This is a genomic window from Rhodococcus sp. 15-2388-1-1a, assembly GCF_002259145.1.
Classification (GTDB): Bacteria; Actinomycetota; Actinomycetes; order Mycobacteriales; family Mycobacteriaceae; genus Rhodococcoides.
This window is the reverse complement of sequence record NZ_NPFP01000017.1, coordinates 69,132-92,143: the sequence shown is the minus strand read 5'-3', so window position 1 is coordinate 92,143 and position 23,012 is coordinate 69,132. Positions and strand designations below refer to the sequence as shown.

The following is a 23,012-nucleotide window of genomic DNA, read 5'->3' as shown; positions in this document are numbered from 1 at the left end:
CCTGCTCGGATCGAGTGCATCACCCATCGATCGCTGTCAATCACAGATCCAATCCTGGAGCCGACGCGAGATCGACGAGTGAATCGAGGTCGATTCCGTCTCCAAAGCTGAACTGCACGAGCGTGTTCGACGGCCGGAGCACACTCAGCCACTCGCTCGGTTGCCCACTTCGCGGAGCTTCGTCGGAGCGACTGGTCACGACGGTGCCGTCGGGCAGAGTCGATCGGTTCACACCAGAACTGTCCTGCGCGTCGGTGTTTCGCCACCCAGTGGTGTCCCCGGTCGATATCTCGATTGTCAATTCCGTGGATCCGGTCGGTGTCCATACGTTCACTGTGGTGCACGCACTTCCACTTCCGGACGACCCGAGCACCAGATCGCCGATGGGCCGGTCGGATTGCGTATCCGGAAAGACGACTGCCCACTGGTCGGCCAGTGATGCGCCGACACGTTCGACCGTGTCCTTGGACAGCGGGAGCGTCGGATACTCTCGGTACGAACCACAGTCACGAGGAGGTGGCGGTGTTCCGTCGGGAACCTCTGAGGTAACGCGCAATTCGGGGTTCGCGACGATGCCGCGAAGCTCGTCCACCTCCAGCGGGAGCATCACGTCATTACCGTCGTTCGACGTTCTCGCGTGTACGAGAGTGTCCGCGAAATACGCGACCGCAGTGCGGCGATGCGTCGCCCCTCCGTTGAAGTCCGACACCGCATCCAACGTGTCGACAACAGTGCCGTCGGGCAGGGTCATTCGTTCGTCGACGCGCTCTTCGACGCACGGCGGAATCTCCCCGTCCCACTCTTCGACCGAAACTTCGAGGGGCGCCAGCACATCCCCGCGACCGACGACGCCGGAGGCCGTACTGTCACCGCTGATGTCCTCGACCGTGACGCCCTCCGCAATCTCGACGCCCTCGGGATAGATCTGCATCGGTTGGAACACCAAAGAATTCGACGGCGGAGCGAACTCCAGTTCCACATCGGCGGGCAAGGATTCGATCAACGCAGTCGACATTGCCGACGCCTTCGCTGCCGTCAGCCACGGATAGTCGGGGTTGTCGTACCGACCCCCGTAAGAACCGATCGAGAAAGAAAAGCCTTCCTCGGCAGGAAGAACGACCTCGCAGCCGGGTATGGGCTCGACGGAGGGCCGGTGATCTTCGAGGACTCCGGCAACCACGGTTCCGACGGACACGATCGCTACGACCACCGCGACGTCCATCCAGACCCCACCGCGTCGCATATCGGTTCGCATTCGCAGAGCCTAGCTTTCGACTCGGGACGTCTCGGTCATCCGAGGCACCAGCACCGAATCCCTTTCCTTGCGCACCTGCGAGCGTTGGTGCAAGGTGGCTGGCGTGAGCAATCAATCCGGCTCGAACCCAGCACCGTTGCGCTTTCTGGGCGTACCTGTCAACGAGATTCCGGCCATGGTGCCCTTGCGACTCGTACTCGCACACACCGACACCATCGCGGTCTGGCTCACCGGCGCACACATTTACAGCCGTTGCGTGACGTTGTCGGTCGAAGCCGCGGTCCCGACCACGGATCGCTTCCTCGGTATGTACGGCTTCGGAAAGCCCGAGTCCGGCCATACCCCGCCCATGCTGATCGGCTTCGAGGATGCGCAGGGCACTGTATCCACCAATCTCCCCGGCCGACCCACAGGCCTGCAGGCGAACGGCGGGAACGGAAGCGGTATTCACGGGCGGATCGGTCTCGTACTCACTGCCTTGCCTGCCCCAGGCCCGATGAACGTCCACTTCGCATGGCCGTACTTCGGAATCGACGAAACGCGATACACGGTCGATGCCAGCGCATTCGCCGCTGCTGCTGCAGATGTGACCACTTTGTGGGACGAGCCCGATCCCGAAACCGCAGCGCAGATCGACATGGACAATCGACAGACTCCCGAGATCGAGGTTCCTGAAGGCGGTTGGTTCGCCGCTGCTGCCGCACGGCAGAAGCCACCACCGCGCGACCCCAACGCACCGAGGCGAATCAACTTCGCACACGTCGACGACCGACGACACTGAGTTCTCGACGCGATTCCCGTATCGTCCTGTTCGTGACTCGACCCTGGACCGTCAGAATGTCTGTTGTCTTCGCCGCGCTCGCAACAGTTCTCGTCGGAGCACCGGGTGTGGCATCAGCACACCACCAGGAGTTCACGCCGTTCCCGTACAACCTTTCCTTGGGCAGAGAACTGTCACTGCCGTGCGCGGGTGAGGTGGGCGGCGACGTGTACACGCCTCACGACCGACCGGGTATCGCGGTGATCACGTTGACCTGGAGAACGTTCTTCACCGACGGATGCCCGCTCACCGTGTTCGTGAACATGAACAATTTCGACGCCCCATGGGTCGACCCGTACAGCGGTGCCAAGCCGACCGGCGGCACGTGGATGGTCCACCTGAACTCCGCCGCCGTCGGTACGGTTCCGCCCGAAGGTAGGGAGTGGAGCAAGCAACTCGCCATCGACATCGGTTCCGGTAGAGCGGGACTGACGGTGACCACGGACTCTCCACTCAACACCACCCTGCTCGACCCCGCCGGTAATACCGTGCGCTTCACCGTGGCCTGACATCGCTGGGTCTCATTCGCTCCGGGTGCAGGTTGTTCCGGGAACACCCGAATTCGTGGCAGACGCGCCCGAGTGCAGAGAACAGGGATAACCCGTTCACCTGAGCAGTCGAGTAGCGGCGCGGACCGCTCGAACGCCGATCCCTACGTTCGGCGCAATGGAATGATGCTGCGCACCCGCTCGTCCCGTAGGTACAGCGCGCCCCACGCTGCGATGCCCACGTAGATCGCGAAGAACACGGTGCTCAGCAGAGGCTTCTCGACACGCCAGTTGGTGAGCACGGCTCCACCGAGATAGCCGGTGAGCACGATGGCACCCAGGATCGACGTCGCGGGAACGGCATAGAGAACCAGGATGACCAGCATGACGATGCCGGTGATCGGAGCCATGTCGTCGCGCAGGCCGAGGTCGACCGATGCGTCCTTCACCACCTGCAGATTCAGAATGTGGCCGATCGCGTCGAACAGTAGGAAGACGATCACGAGGATCTGTAGAACGAGGCCGATCCGCGGAGCGATCTTCCCCGGCGCGCTGGTGTGGGTGGTGGTCATGGTTGTCTCCTCGGTAGCGGTCGATGTCACCTCTTGGACCCGGTCCAACCGAGAAAGTCACCGGCGCACCCCAGTCAGTAAGGTCTAAGCATGACTGTGCGAGCAGGTGTGGTGGTCACGGGAACCGAGGTTCTGGCCGGTCGGGTCACCGACCGGAACGGCCCATGGGTGGCTCAGCGACTTCTCGAGATGGGCGTCGACGTCGCCCACATCACCGTGTGCGGTGATCGACCGGACGATCTGTCTGCGCAGGTTCGGTTTCTGGCCGACCAACGCGTGGACTTGATCGTCACCACCGGAGGTTTGGGTCCGACCGCCGACGACCTCACTGTTCCGACCGTCGCCGCGCTGTACGGCCGCGAATTGATCCTGGACGCCGAGCTCGAAGATCGCATCCACGCGATCGTGCAACGGTGGCGAAGCCGCATGAGTTCTGCAGCCGACTCCGAACCGCTACGGGCCGGTATCCGCAAGCAGGCGATGGTTCCGCAAGGTGCGCAGTCCATTTCACCGACCGGAACCGCACCCGGGGTCGCGATACCGGCCGACGACTCCAGGTCACTGCCCGCCGTCCTCATCCTGCCCGGCCCACCTCGCGAACTGCAGGCGATGTGGCCGGAGGCCCTCGACAGCGCACCCGTCGCCGAGGTTCTGGCCCGCCGCACGCAGATGCGACAGGACACCATCCGCGGTTATCGACTGTCCGAGGCCGACCTCGCCGCGACGCTGCGAACGGCAGAGCGCGAGATCACGGGATTCGGCGAACTCGAGATCACCACCTGCCTGAGTCGGGGCGAGCTCGAAATGGTGACCCGCTACGCCGAATCAGCGAGAACCGCATACACGGAACTCGAAAATCTCATCGACAAAATCCATGGTGCACAGGTCTTTTCGACCGACGGCTCCACCATCGACGACATCGTCGCGAACCGCTTGTCCGGGCACCGAATCGCGACGGCAGAATCGTGCACCGGAGGGATGATCGCCGCACGCCTGACCGACCGCGCAGGATCGTCGGCGTACGTCATCGGCGCGGTGGTGTCCTACGCCAACGAGGCGAAGACCGGCCTGCTCGACGTCCCAGCCGAGGTGATCGATCGGCACGGAGCCGTCAGCGAGCCGGTGGCGGCGCTGATGGCCGAAGGCGCACTGAAGCGGCTCAGCGTCGACATCGCGGTATCGACCAGTGGCGTTGCGGGCCCGGGTGGCGGAACCGACGCCAAGCCGGTCGGGACCGTGTGCTTCGGTATCGCCGTCACGGGCCGACCTACCGTCACCCACACGCTTCATCTCCCCGGCGACCGAGCAAGCGTGCGTGCACTGTCCACCACCGCAGCAATGCACATGCTCGCCGACGCGTTGAAGACTCGCTGAAGGTCTCGTAGACAGCGCAGGAGGGACCCGAACATGTCGTCACCGAAGGACAACTCCGAGCAGCATTCACAACCACCTGTGAACGGGCAGCCAACGGGTCGCCGACTTGCCGTCGAAAAAGTCCGTTTCATGAGCATCGTCGGCGCCTCGACTGCCCTCCTGCTGTCGGCCGTCACCTACATGTGGGCCTTGGCAAAGGGTGTGGACTTCGTCCGCCTGCTCATCGTCGAGGGCCTCTCCTCCGACAAAGCACTGGTCAAATTGTTCGAAAGTATCGACTCGATCCTCATCGCGACCGTGCTTCTCATCGTCGGATTCGGATTGTGGGAATTGTTCGTACACGACCTCGACCTGCCGCCTTCGCTGACAACCACCTCGTTCGGTCAGTTGAAGAGGCAGACCGCAGGAACGCTGCTGCTGGTGCTGGTAGTGCGATTCCTGGAAGTGTCCATCACCAGGCCGGAACCGGATGAGCTCATCGCTCAGAGTGTGTCCACCGCGTTGGTCGGCGGTCTGCTGATCGTGTTCGCAACCTGGCATCGCAGTCCGTGAATCCACGGCCGGGCGGCGGTCATCTAGTTAGGTTCGGCATTCCTTATATAGACTCCGTCGGTGCTCAGCGAGATGACCTACGTCGACCGCCCCGGTGTGCGCTTCGCGCGCGACCTCGGCCGCTTCGGTGACGAACCTGCTCTGATCACGGCCGACGAGGCGCTCACCTACCGTGACCTCGACGAACGCGTCGAGCATCGGGCGTCGGAACTCGGGACGACGCGTTGTCTCGTGCTGATCGCCGGTTCCAACGACGTCGACGTGATCGTCACGTATCTGGCAGCGCTGAGGGCCGGGCATCCGGTGCTGATGGCTCCGAGCGAAAATTCCGGCCACCTCGACGGCCTGATCGACGCATACCGGCCCGATGTGGTGGTGCGCACCGTCGACGGCCGCAGCGTCGTCGAGAAGGCCGGCCGACGACCCGAGCATGACCTGCACCCCGACCTCGCGTTGCTTCTCAGCACGTCCGGTTCGACCGGATCACCCAAACTCGTCCGACTCTCGCACCGAAACGTGCAGTCCAACGCCGAGTCGATCGCCGAGTACCTCGGTATCCGCGCCACCGACCGAGCAGTGACGACGCTGCCCATGCATTACTGCTACGGATTGTCGGTCGTCCACAGCCACCTTCTTCGCGGTGCCGCGTTGATTCTGACCGATTCCTCCGTCACCGATCCCGCCTTCTGGAATCTCGTGCGGGCCCAGCGCGGAACGACGTTCGCCGGCGTGCCCTACACCTTCGATCTGCTCGACCGGATGGGATTCGATCAGCTGGATCTGCCCGAGCTGCGCTACATCACGCAGGCCGGTGGCAAGATGCCGCCGGATCGCGTCCGAAAGTACGCCGAGCTGGGCCGACGTCGGGGATGGGACCTGTTCGTCATGTACGGGCAGACCGAGGCAACTGCCCGAATGGCCTATCTGCCATCCGATCTCGCCGCCACCCACCCACACACCATCGGCCGTCCCATTCCCGGAGGGTCCTTCCGCCTGGAGACAGTCGACGACTCCCCCAGCGGTACAGGCGAACTCGTCTACTCCGGGCCGAACGTCATGCTCGGGTACGCCGAGAGCCCCGATGACCTTCGCCTCGGTGACACCCTCGCGGGCGAACTACGCACCGGCGACCTCGCGCGACTCACGGACGACGGATTCTACGAGGTGGTGGGCCGCCGAAGTCGATTCGCGAAGGTGTTCGGCCTGCGCATCGACCTGCAGCACGTCGAGTCCACGCTCGCGCAGCACGGGCTGACGGCGTGCTGCACCGGTGGAATCGACGAGCTGGTCATCGTCGTGGACGGCGGTGACATCGACGCAGTCCGCCGCATTGCCGCGCAGAGCAGTGGACTACCCGCGGCAGCGGTACGGGTGTGTCTCGTCGACCGACTACCGCGAACGCCCACCGGCAAACCGGATCTGCGAGCGGTTGCGGAGATCGCTGCCCGGCACGAACTCGACCCGTCGGACACCGTCCCGGCCACCGCTGACGTGAAGGCACTGTTCACCGAGATTCTGCACTGCTCACAGGTGGAGGACGACAGTACGTTCGTGAGTTTGGGCGGCGACTCCCTGTCCTACGTACGTGTGTCGATACGGCTGGAGGCCATGCTCGGCCACCTGCCCGAGAACTGGCACACCACACCGGTGCGCGAGTTCGATCGGAGTCGGCGCTCACGGCGTGGCTGGCACCGAATGGAGACGAACGTTCTGCTGCGCGCCCTCGCGATCGTTCTGATCGTCGGCTCACACATTCACCTGTTCGCGGTGCTCGGCGGGGCCCACGTGCTACTCGGGATAGCCGGCTACAACTTCGCCCGCTTTCACCTCGGGGCCGTGGATCGCATCGAACGGACTCGACGCGTGCTCCGAAGCGTCGCCCGGATAGCCGTCCCCAGCATGGTGTGGATCGGATGCGTCATCGCCCTCACCGGGGACTATCGAATCACCAGCGCATTTCTGCTCAACGGGATCCTCGGCCCCGACGGGTGGTCTGCGGAATGGCGGTACTGGTTCGTCGAGGCGATCGTGTACATCGTTCTGGCCGCTGCTGCGGCACTGACCATTCCATTGCTCGACCGTCTCGAGCGTGGTCACTCGTTCTGGTTCCCGATGGGACTCGTGGGCCTCGGACTCGTCACCCGCTACGGGCTGATCGACATCGACGACAGCCCCAACCGGATCCTCACCGCGTCGGTGGTCTTCTGGTTGTTCGCATTGGGTTGGGCTGCGGCGCAGGCGAAGACGATCCCGCAGCGACTGTGGGTGACGGCGGCCATCGTCGGTACGGTGCCCGGGTTCTTCTTCGGCGACACGCAACGAGAAGTCATCGTCGCTGTCGGACTGTGCATGTTGGTGTGGTTGTCGTCGATTCCGTTCCCAGCGATGCTGAGCCGGGTGGCAGGGGTGTTGGCGAGCGCCTCCCTCTACATCTACCTGACCCATTTTCAGGTCTACCTGCCGCTTCGCGACGACCATCCCTGGCTCGCATTCGCCCTGTCGATCATCGTCGGAATTCTGTACTGGCAGGCGGTCGAATTCGTACTTTCCCTCCGCAGTCGAATCGTGTCGCGATCGACGACGGTCCGTTCCGACATCGCCGTGCCGTCCGACTTGTCAGGCTCCCGACCACGAGCGCACAATTGGCCACCATGGCATTGATCTCGAAGGGCTTCGTGGGTCGGCGACGCGGCGACGACGGGCGTACTCCCCCCGGTCAGTATCTGACCAAGGATTTTCCCGTCCTCGCGATCGGGCCCGCGCCCGTCGTCGCGACCGACACGTGGTCGTTCTCGGTCACCACCGAACGCGGCGACACTCGCAGCTGGACCTGGGACGAATTCGCGGCTCTCCCGCACGAGACTCCGACCGTCGACATCCACTGCGTCACCAAGTGGTCGAAGCTCGACACCACGTGGAAGGGCGTGAGCCTGGACGTTCTGCTGGACGGTCTCGATACCGATGCCGGCTACGTCGTGGTGCACGGCTTCGACGGCTACACCACCAATCTTCCCCTCGAAGATCTCAGGGATGGGAAGGCCTGGCTGGTCACCGAGTTCGACGGCGCTCCCCTGACTCGCGAACACGGTGGTCCCGCACGGCTTCTCGTTCCACATCTGTACTTCTGGAAATCGGCGAAGTGGATCTCGAGAATCGAGCTCACCGTGGAGAACGAGCAAGGCTTCTGGGAACGCGGTGGGTACCACGACTACGGAGATCCGTGGCGCGAGCAGCGGTACCAGGGCGACTGACGTGACATCGGCAGCCGGGGCGAAACCCTGGCTCGTTGCCACGGTGGCGACCGTGCGGCGTGAGACACCCACCGCGTCCACCCTCGTTCTCGACGTCGACGGATGGCCCGGCCATCTCGCCGGACAGCATGTGGACGTCAAGCTCACCGCCGAGGACGGCTACAGCGCGCAGCGAAGCTACTCCTTGGCGTCGGCACCCGACGGCACGTCGCGCATCGAGATCACGGTGCAGAACGTCGCCGACGGTGAGGTGTCGCCGTACCTGGTCGAGGCCGTCGAGGTCGGCGATCGCATCGAGATCCGCGGACCGGTGGGTCGATGGTTCGTCTGGCGGCCGTCCCAGCCCTCCGAGACCCCGTCTCCGCCGATCCTGTTGGTGGGTGGCGGTTCCGGAATCGTCCCGCTCCGCGCGATGGTGCGCGCCCAGGCGTCCGCAACGGGCGGACGGGTGCCGTTCCGGGTGCTGTACTCGGTGCGAGAACCCGCGGAGGTCTATTTCGCCGACGAGTGGGCTCGCCCGCCGGCCGGCGTGGACGTCACCATGATCCACACGCGGCGCGCCCCTGCCGGCAATGCACGGCCACTCGGCCGCATCACGATCGAGGACCTCGACGCCCACGGATGGCCGGCGGAGTTCGAGCCGCGGTGCTACATCTGCGGCCCCACGAGCTTCGTCGACACTGTGGCCGACATGCTGGTGGAGCGGGGGCACTCGGCAGCGAACATCCGAACGGAGCGTTTCGGACCGAGCTGAGGTGCGGTGAATCAGACGATGCCGCGGAGGAATTCGATCTTGAGGCGGCTGTATTCGTCGGTCCACTCCGAATCCACCGACATGAACGAATGGTCCAGTCTTGCCTCGTTCTTGCTGTACAGGTTCAGGCGATTGGCGACGCCCACTCTGTCCAGTCCGGCGCTCAGTTCGGCTGCCTGGTCGGGGAAGGTACCGGTGTTGCCGTCGGAGATGAAACTGGGCGGAAAGTCGGCTGTGATGTTGTCGATGACGTTCGCCTGCGCCAGCACTGCTGCGTCGGTGGTGTCGAGGTAATTTCGGGCGGCGATGTCGAAGAAGAAACCGTTCGACGGGCTCGGTGATTGCGGTGCGCCCGCTCTACCGACATCGAGGGCAGCACTCTCGAACACGATCGCCTTCAAGGCACTTCGGTCCATGGTGGGTTCCATACCCAGTGATCGCGCGTAGTCGGAATTGGTCTGCACGGTGGCGTAGTTGCCCACGATGTGGCCACCCGCGCTGGTTCCGGCGAGCACGACGCGACTCATGTCGAGTCCGTACCCGTCGGCGTTCGCTTCCAGAAACTGCATGGCCTGGCCCAGTTGGATTGTCTGCGTGGGGAATCGGTAGCTCGGCGCGAACGCGTAATTCACCGACACCACGTTGTAGCCGGCGTCGAGCATGGGGCCGGCCCACGATGCACCGCCGGAATCTGCGCTGGGAGCACCATCCGTTTTGTCACCGACGATCCAGCCACCGCCATGAACAGTGACGTACGTGGGCCGGCCGACCGATGGATCGTCGTCGGCGATGTAGATGTCGAGAAACGAATTCGGAAGCGTCGAGCCGTATTCGACGTCGTTGGTGAGTCGTGCACCGTCTACGACCGTCGTCGCTGTCTGCGCGTCGGGCTCGAAGGAATTGCTCTGCCCCAACGCATGCAGCGATCGGACCAGCGGTGCCGGATCGGCCGCCATGCCGACGACCGCGGCGGAGCCCACCAATGCAATCGTTGCGGCGAGGCCGGCCGGGAGGGCGGTGGCAACCCTACGAGTGGAGGCCGCCGAACGGCCCGCCCACGCCGACGCGAGCAGAAAGAAACCGAGCGCAACGGCCGCGGTCAAGGCTATGACCCACAGGGTGTGAAATCCCGTCACCAGCCATGCCACCTGGGTCACGACGGTGACCGACCCGAGCGACGTTCCTACGGCTACGTGCTTTCTGGCATCGGAAGCGACGAGACAGACTGCCACGACTGCCGCGGCGATTATCCACAACCCCACAGCGAGCTGCTGACGGATGAGGACGAACTCGAGCCATGCGAGTACGACGCTGACGCCGCCTGTGACCGCGAGCGCAGCCGTCCTCGCTCTGGTTCGGTGCCCTGTTCCGACCTCGATGCCGTCCGGCACGGTCTTCTCCCTTGTCTTTCTCGAGTGCGTGACTACGCAGACGCGTGGCGTTGCCGGTGAAGTTCGCGAACGGTGTCGCCGAACTCGGCCACCGGCCCGTCCACCACGATGCCCGGGACGATCCGTTCGATGGGCAATGGCGTGATTGCGAGTGGCGCAGCACCGAATTCTTCGAGCCACGTGAGCAATTGAGCCGTCGACGTGGCATAGACGATGCGGCCGAGTCCTACTATCCCGTGGCTCGCGGAGCACATCACGCAGTGTTCGCCGGAGGTGTAGACCGTGGAGGATCGGCGCTGATCGGCGTCCAGGTTGGTCGCAGCCCACCGAGACAGTGCGATCTCGGGGTGCCGAGTGGGATCGTTCAGGTCACCGACCCTGTTCCTGTCCTCGGCCAACAGCTCGCCGCTGTCCGACACCAGAACCGAGCCGAACGGATCGTTGCCCGTGCGCGCCGCCTCTGCCGCCAAATCCACAGCACGGGCCAGGAATGCACGGTCGCTCGAAGAGATGCTCACAAGGCACCGGTGCCGAGGATCGAAGTTTTCACGCCTCGACCGTACCGTCTCGAAACACACCGCCTGCTGGACCAGTGGCTACCGCCGCAGCGTCACACGTCCCCGAACGTCCGTCAGTGTCTGTGCGCCCATCAGCTGCATCGTCCGAGTCGCCTCCGAACGGAAGATGTCGAGGGCGGATGTCACACCTCTCTGTCCGCCGGCCATGAGCCCGTACAGATACGCGCGCCCCACCATCCCAGCCGTGGCTCCCAACCCCACCGCGGCTATCAGATCGGATCCGGTCGTTATTCCGGTGTCGACGTACACCTCGACGCCGGACCCGACCGCATCGACCACCTCGGGGAGAAGTTCGAGAGGCGTCGGTGCACGGTCCAGCTGGCGACCACCGTGATTGGACACCACCAGCGCATCCGCGCCGGCGTCGACGACGTCGCGCGCGTCGGCGACGTCCTGAATCCCCTTCACCACAAGCTTTCCCGGCCATTCGGAGCGCAACCATTCGAGATCGGCCAGCGTGAGTGCGGGGTCGAACATACTCTTGACCAGCTCACCGACGGTACCCTCGAAGGACGTCAGGTTTGCGAACTCGAGCGGTTGGGTGGTCAGCAGATTCAGCCACCAGTTGGGGTGCCGTGTCATGTCGGCCAGGGTTCGCATGTTCAGAGTCGGTGGGATCGTCATACCGTTGCGCACGTCGCGCAGACGGTTACCGGGAACGGGTGTGTCCACGGTGAGAACGAGTACCTCGACCCCCGTCTGGGCCGCCCGTTCGACAAGGTCCCGACTGGCCGCCCTGTCCTTCCAGAGGTACAGCTGAAACCAATTGGCACCGGTCGGTGCCGTTCTCGTCACATCCTCGATCGTTGCGGTACCCATCGTCGACAGCGCGTACGGCACACATGCCGCCGCTGCCGCGCGTGCCACCGCAGTTTCGCCTTCGTGCTGCATCATTCTGGTGAAACCAGTGGGGGCAAGGATCAACGGAAGCGCCACTGTCCGACCCAGAATCGACGTCGAGGTATCGACTGCGCTCACGTCTCGAAACACGTGTGGTCTGAACTCGATTCGTTCGTACGCCGCCCGAGCGCGCTCGATGCCCACCTCACCCTCGGCACCACCGGAGACATACTCGAAGACCGAACGCGGGGTGCGCCGACGAGCGATCTCGGCGAGGTCACCGATGGTGTGTGCTCGGGAAAGACGCCTGTCGACGGGATCGCCTCTCGTCGCGCGCATTTCGAGAAACGGTGCCACCTCTCGCCAACGAGGAAGCCTCCGATGTGTCCGCGGTCCGTTCGTATCGGCAGAGTCCGTCATCGATTCGCCTTTCGTTCGGTTCTCGTCAGGCCACCGAGACGGCCGGACCGGCAAGGTCGGGGCGAATGCGCCGAAGTACGTCCATGCGCAGAGAACCGAAGAGTTCCGAACTCTTGGTGCTGAGTTGGTCTCGTGAATCCGGTAGTGCCACTGCGACTGTGGCCGTCACCGATGCCGGGGCTCCGCCGAGAACGATCACCTTGTTGGACATGTAGACCGCTTCGTCGACGTCATGGGTCACGATGATGACCGTCATCCCGAACTCGCGTTGCACCTTCATCGTCAGGTCTTCGAGATCGGCGCGGGTCTGGGCGTCGACGGACGCGAACGGCTCGTCCATCAGGAGAACGCGAGGCTCGAACGCGAGCGCCCTGGCGATGGCCGCGCGCTGCTGCATTCCGCCGGACATCTCCCACGGGTACAGGTCACCGCGACCTTCGAGTCCGACCGATTCGAGGGCGGATTCGGCACGTTGGTGCCGCTCCGCCTTGCCTGTGGTGCGACGCAGTGGAAGTTCCACGTTCTCTCCGACACGCATCCACGGGAGCAACGAGCGACCGTAGTCCTGGAAGACGACCGCCAGATCAGCCGGTGGGCCGTCGACCTTCGTGCCGTTGATCGACACCTCACCCGTCGCGGATGTCAGTCCGGCCACAGCGCGAAGCAACGTCGACTTGCCCGTGCCCGAATGGCCGACGATGCAGACCAATTCACGTTCGTCGACCGTGAAGTCGACGTCTTCCAGCACGGGCCTGGTTGCACCGGCGTAGGTCTTGCACAGCTTCCGGACGGCCACTGCGGGCGCGGGTCGGTCGTTCACTGCGCTGCGGTCGTTTCGAGTCGTAGACGATGCCACCGAAGGGTCCTTCTCTCCAATAGAGCGAACAGTAGATTGAGTCCGTAGCCCAGCAGTCCGAGCATGATGAGTCCTGCCCACATGTCCGTCATGGCGTAGGTGCGCTGAGATTGCAGTACGAAGTAGCCGATCCCCTCGGACGAGGCGAACAGCTCGCTGCCCACCATGGCCACGACTGCAACGGCAACGCTGGTTCGCATTCCCGCGATGATCTGAGGTGTGGCGGAACGCAGGAACACGCGCATGGTCGAATCCCACCGGCCGAGACGGTAACTCCTCGCGACATCGCGTACCAGTGGATCGACGGCGCGAACTCCGTCGACGGTGTTGAGCAACGTCGGCCACATGCAGGCGAAGGCGATGATGGCCACCTTCTGCACGACGTCCGTTCCCAGCAACACGATCGTCAACGGAACCAGGGCGATAACCGGTGTGGCTCGGATGAATTCGAGTGTCGGGGACAGCGCACGACGCGTCTGCGGCATCGAACCCAGCGCGAGGCCGCACAGAATTCCGATTGTCACGCCGAGGAGGAACCCGATGCCGAAGTTTCGGAGGCTCGGCACCACGTGGACGACGAACTGATCGGAGAACCACAGGTCTGCGAACCGCGTCATGATCTCGCGCAGCGGTGGAAAGTAGAACGAGGAACTACTGCTCGACACGAACCACCACAGTCCGACGAGAAGAACCGGAAGCCAGGCCTCGACGGCGATCGAACGAATACGGGTCACGACGGAATCCTCTGCGATGGGTGCCAGCGGCACAGCCGGCGCTCGGCCGCGGCGAACAGATACAGCACGGCGACACCCATGAGGGCGGTCACCAGAGTCAGGGCAAAGACGTCGACCATCTGCGCGTTCGTCTGAGCCTGCGCGAGCGTCTTTCCGATTCCCGGCACTGCAGCCAGTAGCTCGATTCCTATCGCGAGGAGCATCGCCATCACCGCGGCGATACGAAAGCCGGTGGCCACGAACGGAGTAGCGGACGGCACGATGACGAAGCGGATGACCTGGAATCTGCTCAGGCGATACGACCGAGCCGCTTCGAGTGCGGCACCGTCGACGTCCCGGACCCCGTACATCGTCTGGAGCAGGATCGGCCACACGCAGGCTGCCACCACCACCGTCAGCTCCGTCTGACGGGTGGTTCCGTAGATGAGCGCGACGAGGGGGATGATCCCCAAAGTCGGAATGGATCGAAGGAACTCGATGACGAATCGGCAACTGCGGTAGGCGAAGTCACTCGTCCCGAGCAGAATTCCCAACGGCACCGCGATGATGGTCGAGTACAGCAGGCCCAAGGCCCAGCCGGTCATGGTCGACGCGATATCGGTCCAGAACGTCGCCGTTGTCGCCATGTCCAGCACTCTCGCGGCCACCGGAACGGGGCCGGGAATCGTGTCCGCGGCGAACAGGCCGGACGACGACAGGGCGGCCCAACCGAGTAGCAGCACCACCGGAGCGATGGCCTTCTGCGCCGCGGAGGGCATTGCCGGTCGCACTCGAAGCACCGGCGCGGTGCGCAGCGCCGCACTGGTCATCGGGTGAGCCCACTGATGTCAGCCGAGGAATCGAGCGTCCCGTTTCCCCGGAGAATCGTGGCGATGTCGTCCAGTCCCGCTGCGTCGACGCGACTTTCGAGTGCCGGGTACCCCGTGTCCCCGACGGTGTCGGCTGGGGTGCCGAAATGTTCGACCATGGCGGCGCGCATGTCCTCGGGGTGCGAGTCGGCGTACGCCACCGACTCGTCGAGTGCGGTCTGGAATTTGTCGACCACCTCGGGGTTGGTCTCGACGTAGTCGCGGGTACCGGTGACGACGACCCGGGGCGCGGGGCCGAAGACCTGCTCGATCGGGTCGCCCATCGGTGCCTCGAACTGTCCGGTCTTCAACAGCAGACTGGCGTAGGGATCACCGACCAGCGCCGCGTCGATGCGATTGGCGGTGAGCGACTCGCCCATGGCGGAGAACGGAACCTCGATGACCGACACGTCGCTGCCGTCGCCCCCCGCTTGGTCGACGACACCTCGGACCCCGTACTCGGATGCCGATGCCAGAAGGTTCACTCCGACCGTCTTGCCTTCGAGGTCGGCAGCGGTGCGAATCGGACTCCCCGCCTCGACCAGCAGGGTCGATCCGGTGCGTCCGTCCGGGCCTGCCTGGAAGGTGGAGACGCCGCCGACGACAGCCAGGGGTATCCCCTTACCGGCCGCCATCACGGTGCCGGGACCGGTATTGGGGTTCATGTCTACCTGACCGCTGAGGAGACCACCGACCAGGTCCGCGGGCGTGATGTCGACGAGTTCGATGTTCAATCCGTTGCGCTCGAAGATGCCCTGGTCCACGCCCAGCAACACCGCGGCGTAGTCGGACAGTTGGACATTGCCGAGGCGGACGGTGGTCAGACCGTTCTCCGACGCCGCAGGCGCTGCTTGCGTTCCACCGCATGCGGTCGCGGTGAACGCCAGAAGGAGTCCGGCCGTCACAGTGGTCAATCGCGTTCGGACATGTCGGCGTTGTGGAATCATCTGCGATCACCTTCGTTTGGCTCGGACCCGCACTGCCTGCTGCAGCGTCGAGAGTTGACGATAGTGACGGAGACCACACAGCGATACAGATGATCCATCCACATTTCAACGTGCACAGTGGGGATCCAATCCATCCCGTCCGAAGCCTGCTTCCCATACTGTCGGCACCATGACCATCGATCGAGTACCGGTATCCGGCGGAGACATCGTCGTCGAAACACACACCGGGACCAGCGAGCCCGTTCTCGTGGTGCACGGGGTCTCGAGCCAGCGCATGCTGTGGGGCTGGCTACGCGCAGAGTCGCCGCACCTGACGCTCGTCGCACCGGATCTCCGCGGCAGGGGCGACAGCGTGGACGTCACGGGACCGTCGTCGTTGACCCAGCACGCAGACGATCTGGACGCCGTCTTGGATGCTGCGCAACTGGACGCCGTGCACGTGTGCGGAATGTCGATGGGCGGCTTCGTGGCGGTCGAATTCGCGGCCAGGTATCCATCCAGAGTGAAAAGCCTTGTTCTCGTCGACGGGGGCGTTCCGGTGGCACCGCCCGCCGGTCTCACACAGGACAACGTCGCGGCCGCTTTCGCGGACAAGATTGCTCGAACTCAGCAGCGGTGGAACGACATCGAGGATTACATCGAGTTCTTGGTGTCGACCTCGTTGCCGCTACTCGACCGCAGCGACCCGCTGCTACGGACGTATGCCGAACACGATCTGGCCGACGGATCGATTCGACTGTCGTCCGCTGCGGTCGTCGCCGACGCCACAGACGTGTTCTTCGGCGCTTCGCGGTTCCGGGAACTGACGATGCCGATTCGATTCCTGCACGCGCAGTGGAGCGTTGGTGCAGAATCCGCCCCGATGTACTCGCCTCAGGACATCGACGCACTCGACCTGACGTCCATCACCCCGATGCCGGGGCTCGATCACGCCGGGACGATCATGACGTCCGTCGGTGCTGCCGCTGTCGGAGCGATCGTCGATCGGGCTCTGCGAGGTGAATGACCAGCTGATTCGTTACGAGCGGCGAACGGTCGCACTACGGAGCCGCTCTTTGACGTTTGCCTAGGTTCGATCCCGAGCCAGGATGCGTTCGAGGTAGTCGAGGTCTTCCCGGAGCATGGAGATGGCCCGTTCGGGTCCCTCGGGTACGACGGGCTTGCCGCTGTCCTGAGCAACGGTGCGCAGTGCCATGTCGGCGAGTTGGACGGCCACGCTCCGATCGGCGTCGGGATCACCGCTCTGATGCCACCAGGCGACCCAATTGAGCATTCCGATGATGCCGAGTGCCGCAGTACGCGGGTCGACAGGCCTGAACTCTCCTGCCTTGACACCGCTTTCGACGACCGTCACGAACTCCTTGAGCACGTGCCGACGGCTCTGCTGGTAGGTCCGCGAAATCTCCTCGGGGAGATCGGCTTCCGACCTGATGATGAGCTTGAAACGGTCGGCGGTTTCAGCTTGGTTCAGGGCGATCGCGGTGGCCATCTTGCGAAGCTTCTCGGTGGGACCGAGATCGGATCGCTCGTTGATCTGGTGCAGAACTGCGGCAGGCGTCTCGGTGCTCTCACTGATCAGACGCGACAGCAACTCGTCCTTGTTCGCGACGTAATGGTAGAGCGCCGGCCGGGTGAGGCCCGTTGCGTCGGCGATGTCCTGGAGGGTCGTACTGGCAAACCCCTTCTCCGCGAACAACCGCGTGGCCTGGTCGAGAATCTGCTTCTCGACCAGCTCCCGACGCGGATTCCTCGCCGCGCCCCGCTGTGAGTCCTCGCGTGTCATGACCGAAGAATAACCGTCGCTCCCGTCAACGACCGACAGACACGAGGTGGGTGCGCGCACTGACCAGACCTGCCACCGCGTCGGGCATCCACTCCTCCGGCACGTCGACGACGACGAGTGCACCGGTGCTGCGCATCATTCGCTCCGCGACATCGAGTCGGGTCAGGACGCGATCACGCTCGCCTGACCCGGTCAGCCACACCGTGGAGCTTGCCCTGGACTCGTCGACGATGGCCGTCGCCTTCTCGTTCCACGCAGATTCGACGTCCACGGAGACCACCGTCGTCGTCGGGTCTTCGCGAAGATCGGACGGGGCGAATCGGTCGGGAAACGACCGGCCACCGTGCTCGATGGGGCGCGAGAGGATCCACCGAGACACATCGACGGGAACCTTCGAGTCCGCAGGGACCTTCGCGTAGCTCGCGATTCCCTTCCACGCCACCTCGGGGGCAGATTCGAGAAACCGCTCTAGACCGACCTTTCCGGCGCGCGTCATGTACGCCACCATCAGTTGCTCCACGGGCAGATCCATCCGTTGTGGGAAGGACTCCCACCACTGTTCACTTCGCACGGCAATCTGCTGAAGGTGTTCGACCGCGGGGCGACGCACCCGTTCGTACTCGGTGAGGGCTTCGCCGACGGTCGCAGCCGACGCCAGTGCAGCGTCGAGCGCGATGGCGTCCTCCATGGCCAACTTCGTTCCCGATCCGATCGAGTAGTGGGCTGTGTGGGCGGCGTCCCCGAGAAGAACGACGTTGTCCACGGACCACTTGCGGCACTTGACGGTTCGGAACTGCATCCACCGGGTCCTGTTGCCGATGAGCCTGTGATCCTGGAGGGTGTCGGCAAAGGCAGACTCGAGGTAGCGCAACGATGCCTCGTCACTGTCGGTCGGGTCGGTGGCTGCTGTCGTGACGTCGAAGCCCGCGCGATGCCACGTGTCGAGATCCGTCTCGATCAGGAACGTACTGCGATCCGGCGCATAGGGATACGCGTGCGCGACGAAAGTGCCGTGCTCGGTGGTGACGGGTACGAAGATGGCGCTTGCCAGTGCAAAATCCGTTCCGCACCAGAGGTAGAGGCCGGTCCCGGTGGTGATGTCGGTGCCGAAACCCGGGTCTGCCGTTCGCGTTGCGCTGTTGATTCCGTCCGAGGCGATGACGAGGTCGGCATCGAGATCGCCCGGTTCACGGCGTTCGCCGAATTCGAGCCGGACACCGGCGTCACGCGCTTGCTCCTGCAGGACGGACAGCAGCGAGGTACGTGCCACAGCGAGCAGATCGCCGTGGGCCAAGCGGGCGATCGAATCCCCCACCTGCATCGACATCTCGTGTGAATACGACTGGGCGACAATTGCATCGAGTGATGCAGCGTCGGCCTGACGTAGATTTCGCTGCGTCCGTGAGGCGAGGCCGACTCCGAACCCGAACGTGGTGTCCGGTGAACTCTGTTCGTAGACGGTGATCTCCGCGTTGGGATTGGACAGTTTCAGCAGCCGCGCGGCGTAGAGGCCACCGGGGCCCCCGCCGATGACTGCGACGCGGTCGAGTTTCATTGTTGCCTCTCGAGCTTTGCGGCGATGTCCAGCCGCAAACGCTTCTTGTCGATCTTGTTGACGTTGGTTCGGGGAAGCGCGTCGAGCCACTCGAGGCGCTCCGGCCATTTGAACTTGGCCACACCGAGTCCCGTGAGATGGTCCTGCACGTCGGCCATCGTCAACGGGGCCCCGTCGGTGACGAGATACGCGCACGTCTTCTCGCCGAGTCGAGGGTCGGGCATCGCGACGACGGCCGCGCCCTCGATGGCCGGATGGTCGAGCAGAAGAAGCTCCACCTCCTCGGCGTTGATCTTCTCGCCGCCGCGGTTGATGAGGTCTTTGATGCGACCCTCGATCGTGACGTACCGCTCGCCGTCGACGACGGAGATCGACGCCAGATCGCCGGTTCGGTAGAAGCCGTCGGAGGTGAAGGCAGTCCGATTGTGCTCGGGGGCACCGAAATACCCGGTGATCGTGTACGGGCCACGGCAACACAATTCGCCGACTTCCCCGTCGGGTAGCTCGATCTCCGTGCCGGGATCGAGAATGCGCACCTCGTCCTCGGCGCAGACAGGAGTACCGACTGTGGTGATTCGAGCGTCGCGAGGGGCGGCGACCGGGGTGACGGTGAGCAGCCCCTCGGACATCCCGAACAGTTGACCCGCCCAATGATCTCCGCCGTCGTCGACGCGGTCCATCAGTGCCGGTGAGACTTTGGCACCGGACAGGATCACGTGCCGCAGACGCTCACGCACGCGATCGAACTCGGGGCTCGACACGGCCTGGTAGTGACCGTGGCCGATCAACACCTCGGTGGCCTCCGCGCGCTCCATCAGGTCGAACGCCGATCCGACGTCGGCGGTCGCGAGTACCAGGCACGCGCCCACCGAATGCGAGGCGTGCAGACCGCAGGCGATCCCTGCGTTGTGCACGATGGGGATCAGATGGGCGACGCGGCTGTCCGCGGTCCACTCGAGCCGTTGGGCGTACATGAGTGCGTTGTTCCAGTACTCGGCATGGATCCGTGGGATGACCTTGGGCACTCCCGTTGTCCCTCCAGACAATTGGAATGCAACCACATCCTCGGGATCCGTCTCCGCCTCGATGGCCTCGACGAGAGCTCGGGCCTCGGTGGGATCGATGCCGCGCCCGAGGTCTTCCAGCCGCAGTTCGTCGGTCTCCACCGCCCCGACCGTCACCACGTGGCGAACGGTCTCGCTGCCCGCGGCGTGTTCGTGGGCGAACGAGACCAGATCGAACGACGGCAGGCCGGCCTCGACCACATGCGCGACCGCGCCCACCGCCGCACCGATGTGCGCGATCTCGTGCATTCGGTGCGCGGCCAGCGTGGCGACCGGAACCAGTCCGGCCTTGATGCAGCCGTACCAGGCCAGAACCGTCTCGAGCCGGTTCGTCATCTGGAACAACACAGGGTCCAGGCGCGCCAGTCCCAGTCGAATCAATCCGGCAGCGACGGCGTCGGTACGACGGTCGAGTTCGGCGAACGTCATCGAACCCTCGGCGCTGATGATCGCGAGCCGGTCGGGATACCGAAGAGCGATGTCGTGGAACCGGCGACCTGTGGGCAGTGGACTCCACGAACCACTCCGGCGGTAGTGCTGCGCACGATCCTCCGGGTATCCCACCAGCCGGCCGTCCCAGTCCGAGTGGGTCGCCTCGGTGGTCACCGTCATCGTTCGGCCACCGCTGGAAGCAATCGAGAGATCTCCAACGAATGATCGGGGTGATCGGCCGGGACGATTCCCGAGTACACGGCCGTCCAGCATCCCGGGCAGCACAGCTGACGGAACACGATGGGCGTGTCGACGTAGATGGACGGATCCGACGTCACCTGCGGCCCCGCCGCCGAGGACGGCCCCTCGTAGCGAGCCAGATCCAATACGCCGCTGGTCTTCTCGTCACCGAGCAAACGACCGCACTGTGCACAGGCGATGACCCGAACGTCTCCGACGGTCACCTCGGACAGGTTGTCGTCGAGACGTCTGGCCAGCGAGAGATCCATGATGGGAGCATCGGAGTGCTCAGTGGAACGCGTGCGCCGTTCGTCGATCATGTCTCGACGTCGTCGTGCAGTTGCGGCTTCGTCGACCGTTCCCGCGTCGATCACCACGCCGTAGACGACGTTCGCCCCCTCTGCGGTGACCTTGCCCTCGCGTAGGTCCACGACGACAGCAGCCGGATCGCGGTGCAGCGGATCTCCGTAGCCGCCGCCTCCCTGCCAATGCATGTACAGCACCTCACCGGGAGCGACATAGCTTTCGGCGTAGCACGCGCCGAATTCCTTTCCGCCGCCGAGCTCGTCGAGGGCTCCGGGAATCTTGCCGGCTGCGAACTGCTCGATGACGTCGGTACTGCGCGCCAGGATTTCGAGTCCGGTGTTGCCGGGATATCCGCCGGCGAGGCCGTTGTTCTGTGCCACGGCTTTACCCGCCGAGGCGAGGACGAGGCCCATCGGGAGTGAGGTGCCGTACGGCGTGACAGCGAGCGATGCACTGACGCCTCCGCGTTGACGACCGGGTCCACCGGAGTCGGGCTCTTCACGACGCCACAGAGTCAGCAGCGGGTAGAGGAACTCGGTCATTTCCGTATCGGGGATGCGCCCCATCGGAATACAGAAGAGTCCGCCGGTGTCCATGCCGTCTGCCGTCGGGCGTGCGCCGTAACCGCCTGCCATCGGTTCCATCATGATGTTGAGGAACGGAACGGGTTGTTCCCCGCGTTCGTCGAGGCCTGCGATCACGGCGGTGTCCCAGGTACCGCAGCACGCAGCCTGCACGCTCTTGCCGAGGTCGACCGATCTGTCGAGCATCTGCGACAGGCATTCGGCGATGAGTGTTCCGGTCAGCCAAGCAGGTCCGATGGGACCACGGCTGACCGCAGCCGGGAAGCTCGCGTTGTTGATGGTGCCTTCTTCGGAGACCAGATCGAAGCATCGCATCAATCCGCCTGCAGACCAGGGAATGTCACCGGCGAGGATCGGAAGCAACGCGAGCATGACGCCGCCGCGCATACCTGCGTACGTGCAGTTGATGACACCCGTCTGCTTGTCGGTGCCGGTGAAGTCGAACGTGAGATGGTCGTCGGTCTTGGTCATCGCGACGGTGATCTTGTGAACCTCGCGGTCACCGGTGTGCGACTGGTCCTGGTAGCCGGTGGCCTTCCAGGTCCCGTCGGGGAGCGAGGAGAGCTTGCTGCGCAGTCGTCCTTCGGCGTCGGTCATCATGCGCTTCATGACGGCTTTGACGGTGTCGGCACCGTACTGCTCGATGACCGCAAGCATGCGGTTGCGGCCGACGGTGTTCGCGCCGATCTTGGCGCGCAGGTCGAGCCCGACCAGCATGGGAACGCGGGAGCGTCGAACCCAGAGATCCGCGATGTCGCGTTGTAGCTCGTAATCGCGGACCACCTTGACCGGTGGAGTCGGAAGCGATTCGGAGAACACGTCTTTCGCCGACGGATCGAACGATCCCAGGCCGGAACCACCGAGGTCGGGTTCGTGGCAGATCGCACTGGTCCAGGCGAACAGCTTGCCCTCGTGGAAGATGGGTTGGTAGACGATGACGTCACTCTGATGCAGTCCCCCGCCGACCCATGGGTCGTTGCACAGGAACATGTCACCCGGCGCGATTCCGGGGTTGGTGGCACGGTGTTGCAAGGTCCAGTAGATCGCCAGGTCGACGGCTCCGACGAGCATGGTGTTGTAGAGGCCCACCTGAACCTCCTGTCCCAGTTCGTCACTGATCGCGAAGTCGAAATCGTTCGCGTCGGTGACGATGGGTGAGCCCGACATTCGTTTGAGTGCCTCGCCCATCTCGTCGGTGACCGACCAGAGTCGGTGTCGGATGACCTCGTAGGTCAGCGGGTCGAGCTCGTCGATCTGCTGCTGGGTGACGGTGTGCACCGGCAGCGTCGGTGGCAAGGTGCGGGCGAGGGCGTCGGGGTCGACGGGGCGGGACGAGAAGATCTCGGACCCGGGAATTGCGGATGTCAT

Annotated in this window: 21 protein-coding genes; 8 read left to right on the top strand and 13 right to left on the bottom strand. The window is 64.2% G+C overall.

What is annotated here, in order from left to right; translation table 11 throughout:
• Positions 1 to 40: 40 nt before the first annotated feature.
• Positions 41 to 1,255 carry a hypothetical protein gene (locus CH302_RS11340; RefSeq protein WP_052047813.1) on the bottom strand — a complete coding sequence of 405 codons (1,215 nt, stop codon included), beginning with the start codon at positions 1,253 to 1,255 and terminating at the stop codon, positions 41 to 43.
• A gap of 103 nt (positions 1,256 to 1,358) precedes the next feature.
• Here CH302_RS11340 and CH302_RS11335 point away from each other — a divergent pair, with 103 nt between their 5' ends.
• Together CH302_RS11335 and CH302_RS11330 are read left to right on the top strand one after the other, a co-directional pair.
• Positions 1,359 to 2,036 (top strand): hypothetical protein, encoded by a 678-nt coding sequence (locus tag CH302_RS11335; protein WP_141216629.1) that lies wholly within the window; start codon positions 1,359 to 1,361, stop codon positions 2,034 to 2,036.
• A 32-nt stretch (positions 2,037 to 2,068) separates the two neighbouring features.
• Positions 2,069 to 2,584: a hypothetical protein gene (locus CH302_RS11330; RefSeq protein ID WP_141216628.1), complete on the top strand. Its 516-nt coding sequence runs from the start codon at positions 2,069 to 2,071 to the stop codon at positions 2,582 to 2,584.
• Between the two features lie 143 nt (positions 2,585 to 2,727).
• On the opposite strand, the gene CH302_RS11325 is transcribed toward CH302_RS11330, so the two are convergent.
• Positions 2,728 to 3,135 carry a DoxX family protein gene (locus CH302_RS11325; protein WP_037192373.1) on the bottom strand — a complete coding sequence of 136 codons (408 nt, stop codon included), beginning with the start codon at positions 3,133 to 3,135 and terminating at the stop codon, positions 2,728 to 2,730.
• 90 nt (positions 3,136 to 3,225) lie between these two features.
• Here CH302_RS11325 and CH302_RS11320 point away from each other — a divergent pair, with 90 nt between their 5' ends.
• The 5 genes from CH302_RS11320 to CH302_RS11300 all read left to right on the top strand — a co-directional run bounded on the left by CH302_RS11320 (position 3,226) and on the right by CH302_RS11300 (position 9,066).
• Entirely contained in the window at positions 3,226 to 4,509 is a 1,284-nt protein-coding gene (locus CH302_RS11320; protein WP_037192375.1) for a competence/damage-inducible protein A, read from the top strand.
• A 129-nt stretch (positions 4,510 to 4,638) separates the two neighbouring features.
• Entirely contained in the window at positions 4,639 to 5,061 is a 423-nt protein-coding gene (locus CH302_RS11315) for a YqhA family protein (protein ID WP_037192377.1), read from the top strand.
• Between the two features lie 72 nt (positions 5,062 to 5,133).
• Positions 5,134 to 7,722 carry an AMP-binding protein gene (locus tag CH302_RS11310; RefSeq protein ID WP_037192545.1) on the top strand — a complete coding sequence of 863 codons (2,589 nt, stop codon included), beginning with the start codon at positions 5,134 to 5,136 and terminating at the stop codon, positions 7,720 to 7,722.
• Entirely contained in the window at positions 7,713 to 8,312 is a 600-nt protein-coding gene (locus CH302_RS11305; RefSeq protein ID WP_037192380.1) for a sulfite oxidase-like oxidoreductase, read from the top strand. The genes CH302_RS11310 and CH302_RS11305 overlap by 10 nt, the downstream gene beginning before the upstream one ends.
• A gap of 1 nt (position 8,313) precedes the next feature.
• Positions 8,314 to 9,066 carry a ferredoxin reductase gene (locus CH302_RS11300; RefSeq protein WP_037192382.1) on the top strand — a complete coding sequence of 251 codons (753 nt, stop codon included), beginning with the start codon at positions 8,314 to 8,316 and terminating at the stop codon, positions 9,064 to 9,066.
• Positions 9,067 to 9,077: 11 nt separating this feature from the next.
• On the opposite strand, the gene CH302_RS11295 is transcribed toward CH302_RS11300, so the two are convergent.
• The 7 genes from CH302_RS11295 to CH302_RS11265 form a co-directional block, all read right to left on the bottom strand.
• Positions 9,078 to 10,457, bottom strand: a complete 1,380-nt coding sequence (locus CH302_RS11295) for an alpha/beta hydrolase (protein WP_052047816.1) — start codon at positions 10,455 to 10,457, stop codon at positions 9,078 to 9,080.
• A 32-nt stretch (positions 10,458 to 10,489) separates the two neighbouring features.
• Positions 10,490 to 10,975 (bottom strand): nucleoside deaminase, encoded by a 486-nt coding sequence (locus tag CH302_RS11290; protein ID WP_052047817.1) that lies wholly within the window; start codon positions 10,973 to 10,975, stop codon positions 10,490 to 10,492.
• Between the two features lie 78 nt (positions 10,976 to 11,053).
• Positions 11,054 to 12,214, bottom strand: coding sequence for an alpha-hydroxy acid oxidase (locus CH302_RS11285; RefSeq protein WP_230596328.1), 1,161 nt, complete (start codon positions 12,212 to 12,214; stop codon positions 11,054 to 11,056).
• Between the two features lie 106 nt (positions 12,215 to 12,320).
• On the bottom strand, positions 12,321 to 13,151 hold the full coding sequence (locus CH302_RS11280) for an ABC transporter ATP-binding protein (RefSeq protein ID WP_230596329.1): 831 nt from the start codon (positions 13,149 to 13,151) through the stop codon (positions 12,321 to 12,323).
• Positions 13,112 to 13,885 carry an ABC transporter permease gene (locus tag CH302_RS11275; RefSeq protein WP_037192551.1) on the bottom strand — a complete coding sequence of 258 codons (774 nt, stop codon included), beginning with the start codon at positions 13,883 to 13,885 and terminating at the stop codon, positions 13,112 to 13,114. The genes CH302_RS11280 and CH302_RS11275 overlap by 40 nt, the downstream gene beginning before the upstream one ends.
• Positions 13,882 to 14,694 carry an ABC transporter permease gene (locus tag CH302_RS11270; protein ID WP_052047819.1) on the bottom strand — a complete coding sequence of 271 codons (813 nt, stop codon included), beginning with the start codon at positions 14,692 to 14,694 and terminating at the stop codon, positions 13,882 to 13,884. Before CH302_RS11270 ends, CH302_RS11275 begins: the two co-directional genes overlap by 4 nt.
• Complete coding sequence (locus CH302_RS11265; protein ID WP_082323724.1) at positions 14,691 to 15,680, bottom strand: ABC transporter substrate-binding protein; 990 nt, start codon at positions 15,678 to 15,680, stop codon at positions 14,691 to 14,693. Before CH302_RS11265 ends, CH302_RS11270 begins: the two co-directional genes overlap by 4 nt.
• A 169-nt stretch (positions 15,681 to 15,849) precedes the next feature.
• Here CH302_RS11265 and CH302_RS11260 point away from each other — a divergent pair, with 169 nt between their 5' ends.
• A complete protein-coding gene (locus tag CH302_RS11260) occupies positions 15,850 to 16,686 on the top strand; it encodes an alpha/beta fold hydrolase (protein ID WP_037192392.1) in 837 nt (278 codons plus the stop codon).
• 60 nt (positions 16,687 to 16,746) lie between these two features.
• Here CH302_RS11260 and CH302_RS11255 read toward each other — a convergent pair whose 3' ends face one another.
• Genes CH302_RS11255 through CH302_RS11240 form a run of 4 tightly spaced genes read right to left on the bottom strand, consistent with a single transcriptional unit; the run spans position 16,747 to position 23,012 of the window.
• Entirely contained in the window at positions 16,747 to 17,463 is a 717-nt protein-coding gene (locus CH302_RS11255; RefSeq protein WP_052047820.1) for a TetR/AcrR family transcriptional regulator, read from the bottom strand.
• Positions 17,464 to 17,488: 25 nt separating this feature from the next.
• Positions 17,489 to 19,018 carry an FAD-dependent monooxygenase gene (locus tag CH302_RS11250; RefSeq protein ID WP_037192394.1) on the bottom strand — a complete coding sequence of 510 codons (1,530 nt, stop codon included), beginning with the start codon at positions 19,016 to 19,018 and terminating at the stop codon, positions 17,489 to 17,491.
• Positions 19,015 to 20,694 carry a (2,3-dihydroxybenzoyl)adenylate synthase gene (locus tag CH302_RS11245; RefSeq protein ID WP_037192397.1) on the bottom strand — a complete coding sequence of 560 codons (1,680 nt, stop codon included), beginning with the start codon at positions 20,692 to 20,694 and terminating at the stop codon, positions 19,015 to 19,017. Before CH302_RS11245 ends, CH302_RS11250 begins: the two co-directional genes overlap by 4 nt.
• On the bottom strand, positions 20,691 to 23,012 hold the full coding sequence (locus CH302_RS11240; protein ID WP_037192401.1) for a hydantoinase B/oxoprolinase family protein: 2,322 nt from the start codon (positions 23,010 to 23,012) through the stop codon (positions 20,691 to 20,693). The genes CH302_RS11245 and CH302_RS11240 overlap by 4 nt, the downstream gene beginning before the upstream one ends.

What these genes read in the sequence shown, in the direction of transcription:
- CH302_RS11340 (WP_052047813.1), bottom strand. Translation starts at nt 1,255, where the DNA reads ATGCGAACCGATATGCGACGCGGTGGGGTCTGGATGGACGTCGCGGTG.
- CH302_RS11325 (WP_037192373.1), bottom strand. Translation starts at nt 3,135, where the DNA reads ATGACCACCACCCACACCAGCGCGCCGGGGAAGATCGCTCCGCGGATC.
- CH302_RS11320 (WP_037192375.1), top strand. Translation starts at nt 3,226, where the DNA reads ATGACTGTGCGAGCAGGTGTGGTGGTCACGGGAACCGAGGTTCTGGCC.
- CH302_RS11315 (WP_037192377.1), top strand. Translation starts at nt 4,639, where the DNA reads ATGAGCATCGTCGGCGCCTCGACTGCCCTCCTGCTGTCGGCCGTCACC.
- CH302_RS11310 (WP_037192545.1), top strand. Translation starts at nt 5,134, where the DNA reads ATGACCTACGTCGACCGCCCCGGTGTGCGCTTCGCGCGCGACCTCGGC.
- CH302_RS11305 (WP_037192380.1), top strand. Translation starts at nt 7,713, where the DNA reads ATGGCATTGATCTCGAAGGGCTTCGTGGGTCGGCGACGCGGCGACGAC.
- CH302_RS11285 (WP_230596328.1), bottom strand. Translation starts at nt 12,214, where the DNA reads ATGCGCGCGACGAGAGGCGATCCCGTCGACAGGCGTCTTTCCCGAGCA.
- CH302_RS11270 (WP_052047819.1), bottom strand. Translation starts at nt 14,694, where the DNA reads ATGACCAGTGCGGCGCTGCGCACCGCGCCGGTGCTTCGAGTGCGACCG.
- CH302_RS11265 (WP_082323724.1), bottom strand. Translation starts at nt 15,680, where the DNA reads ATGATTCCACAACGCCGACATGTCCGAACGCGATTGACCACTGTGACG.
- CH302_RS11260 (WP_037192392.1), top strand. Translation starts at nt 15,850, where the DNA reads ATGACCATCGATCGAGTACCGGTATCCGGCGGAGACATCGTCGTCGAA.
- CH302_RS11255 (WP_052047820.1), bottom strand. Translation starts at nt 17,463, where the DNA reads ATGACACGCGAGGACTCACAGCGGGGCGCGGCGAGGAATCCGCGTCGG.
- CH302_RS11250 (WP_037192394.1), bottom strand. Translation starts at nt 19,018, where the DNA reads ATGAAACTCGACCGCGTCGCAGTCATCGGCGGGGGCCCCGGTGGCCTC.
- CH302_RS11245 (WP_037192397.1), bottom strand. Translation starts at nt 20,694, where the DNA reads ATGACGGTGACCACCGAGGCGACCCACTCGGACTGGGACGGCCGGCTG.
- CH302_RS11240 (WP_037192401.1), bottom strand. Translation starts at nt 23,012, where the DNA reads ATGACATCCGCAATTCCCGGGTCCGAGATCTTCTCGTCCCGCCCCGTC.